General features: G+C 66.1%; 2 protein-coding genes. Both read left to right on the top strand.

Going from position 1 to position 2,627, the window contains the following annotated elements; all coding sequences use genetic code 11:
- Nucleotides 1-345: 345 nt before the first annotated feature.
- Nucleotides 346-816 carry a DEAD/DEAH box helicase family protein gene (locus FVW20_RS12190; protein ID WP_196609828.1) on the top strand — a complete coding sequence of 157 codons (471 nt, stop codon included), beginning with the start codon at nt 346-348 and terminating at the stop codon, nt 814-816.
- A partial coding sequence (mrdA, locus tag FVW20_RS12185; protein WP_196609827.1) for a penicillin-binding protein 2 occupies nt 800-2,627 on the top strand: 1,828 nt, incomplete at its 3' end. The genes FVW20_RS12190 and mrdA, both read left to right, overlap by 17 nt.

Genomic DNA, 2,627 nt, shown 5'->3' with positions numbered 1-2,627 from the left:
CGCGTGCAGCCCGTGGCACCTGTCCAGTCCGGGCAGCAGGGCACGCGTGCACCGCGACCGCAGGCGCCCGCGCAGTCGTCCTCGCAACCGTCCGCGCCACAGGGCGGGCAGCAGGCGGGGCAGGCTCCCCGGCAATAGGCAATAATCATCCGCATCGGGCGGTACGGCATCCGTCCCCAAGTCCTGCCCGGGTGCTGGGTTCGCCCCGGATACATCCAACCGGAACCATTCGACCGGGAACATCCAGCCGGAACCAGCCACCCGATCCAGCCAGACCCCGAACCGGTCCAATCAGGCCGACTTGGGCCAGTTGGGGAGCAATCACCCAGTCATGCAGGAACAGTCATGAATTTCAGCAATCTTGCATGGTGGGCCTGCTTCATCTTCGTGGGCGTGTGGCTTCAGCAGGGGCTGCCGGGCATCGACGTGCTGGTGGCCGGGCTGTTGGTGTCCTTGCAGGAGCGTCGCCCCTACCAGACCTTCTGGCTGTTGGTGGTGCTGCTGCTGGTGCAGGAAGGGGCGGGCACGCTGGCCTTCGGCTCCACCGCCTTGTGGTACGGCGCGCTGGTGGTTTTCTTCAACGTGGGGCGCTGGCTGTTCGAGGCGGAAAATCTGGCCTTCGTGGTGCTGCTCAGCCTTGGTCTTGGTGCGTGCCACTTTCTGTTCACGCTGATGATGGCCTCTTTGCAGCAATTGGACATCCCGCAGGACAGGCTGTTCATGGAAAGCGTGTGGCAGGCCTGCGCCGTTCCCCCGGCATGGTGGCTGACCCATTTCGTGCGCCGGAGATGCATGGGCGATGCGCATCCAGTTTGAGCCGGAAGGCTTTCAGCCGCCCCGCGCGGGCCTGATACTGCTCCAGTGCCTTGTGGCGGGGCTGTTTTTCCTGTTCGTGGTGCGCTTCTGGTACCTGCAGATTCACCGTGGCGAGGATTTCGCGCGTCTGGCGCGCGAAAACCGGCTGCGCCAGGAACGCATCTACGCCTCGCGCGGGCTGCTGCGCGACCGTGAAGGGCGCCTGCTGGCCGAAAACCGGCCCGCCTTCGGCCTGGCCCTTGTGCGCGAAGACTGCCGCGACATCCCCTCCACCCTGGCCCAGGTCAGCGAGTGGACGGGCATCCCCCTTGATCAGCTCACCGCCAAGTTCAACCAGGACCGCCAGCGAGTGAAGCCCTTCGAGCACCTGCTGCTCATCTCCGACATGCCCTTCGACCTGCTGGCGCGCATCGAGAACCGCGTGTTGCAATGGCCGGGCCTGGAGATAGTCACCCGTTCCAAGCGCAACTACCCGCAGGGCGAGCTGATGGCCCACATCCTGGGGTACGTGGCCGAAGCCAACGAAAAGGAACTGGAGGACGACAAGGACCTGAACCTTGGCGACTTCGTGGGCAAGCAGGGACTGGAGCTGGTGCTGGAACGCCGCCTGCGCGGCCAGAAGGGGCTGCACCAGCTGGAAGTGGACGTGCTGGGCCGCCAACTGAACAAGAAGCTGGCGCAGGAGCCGCAGAGCGGCGAGAACATCGACCTCGCCATCGACCTCGAGTTGCAGCAGGTGGCCTGGGACGCGCTGGAGGACCAGACCGGCTGCGTGGTGGCCATGGACCCCGACACCGGCAAGCTGCTGGCCCTGGTCACCAAGCCGTCATTCGACAACAACGCCTTTGCCGCCGGGCTTTCGCTGAAGGAATGGACGGCCCTGCGCGACAACCCCCGTCACCCCCTGCAGAATCGCGTCATCCAGAGCGTGTATCCGCCCGGCTCGGTATGGAAGCTGATGATGGCGGGCATGCTGCTGAATGAAGGCGTGAACCCTGCCGACTCGGTGTGGTGCACGGGCGAGGTGGCCCTGGGCAAGCAGGTGTTCCGCTGCTGGAAGAAGGGCGGGCATGGCCGCGTGGACATGATGCGCTCGCTCATCGAATCGTGCGATGTGTACTACTACCAGATGAGCGACCGCTTCGGCATCGACAAGATCGAAGCCTTTGCCAAGGCCTGCGGCTTCGGTGCGCCCACGGGCATAGACCTGCCGCACGAAAAGTCGGGCCTGGTGCCCTCCAAGGCGTGGAAGCGGCGCCGCTTTGGCGAGCCGTGGCACCGGGGCGAGACGCTGAACATTTCCATCGGGCAGGGCTTCACCCTGGTCACGCCGGTGCAGGTGGCGGCCTTCGTGTCCGCCCTGATGAACGGGGGCAAGCTGCTGAAGCCCAGCCTGCTGGCCGACGAGGAGCAGGTGGTGCGTTCCTCGCTGCCGTTCACCGCCGCCGGTCGCAAGATGATTCTCGAAGGCATGCGCCTGACCGTCAACGACGACCGGGGCACCGCCAAGGTGCTGCGCCGTTCCGATGTCGTCATGGGCGGCAAGACCGGTACCGCGCAGGTCACCAAGCTGAAGATGGTGGGCGAAGTGCGGGTGCGCACCGAAAACCTGGCCTACGAGCACCGCGACCACGCCTGGATCGCCACCTGGGGCGAAAAGGCGGGCCGGCGGCTGGTGGTGGTGGTCATGGTGGAGCACGGCGGGCACGGCGGTTCCGACGCAGGCCCGGTGGCGCGCCGGGTGTACGACAAGTTTTTCGGCATGCCGCCCGGGTCGGCGCCGCAGGTGCCCGCCGGGCAGGGTGCTCCGG

The sequence above is a fragment of the Nitratidesulfovibrio oxamicus genome (assembly GCF_015731765.1).
Lineage (GTDB): Bacteria > Desulfobacterota > Desulfovibrionia > Desulfovibrionales > Desulfovibrionaceae > Cupidesulfovibrio > Cupidesulfovibrio oxamicus.
Note: the sequence above shows the minus strand (reverse complement) of the source record. Positions and strands in the feature narration are given on the sequence as shown.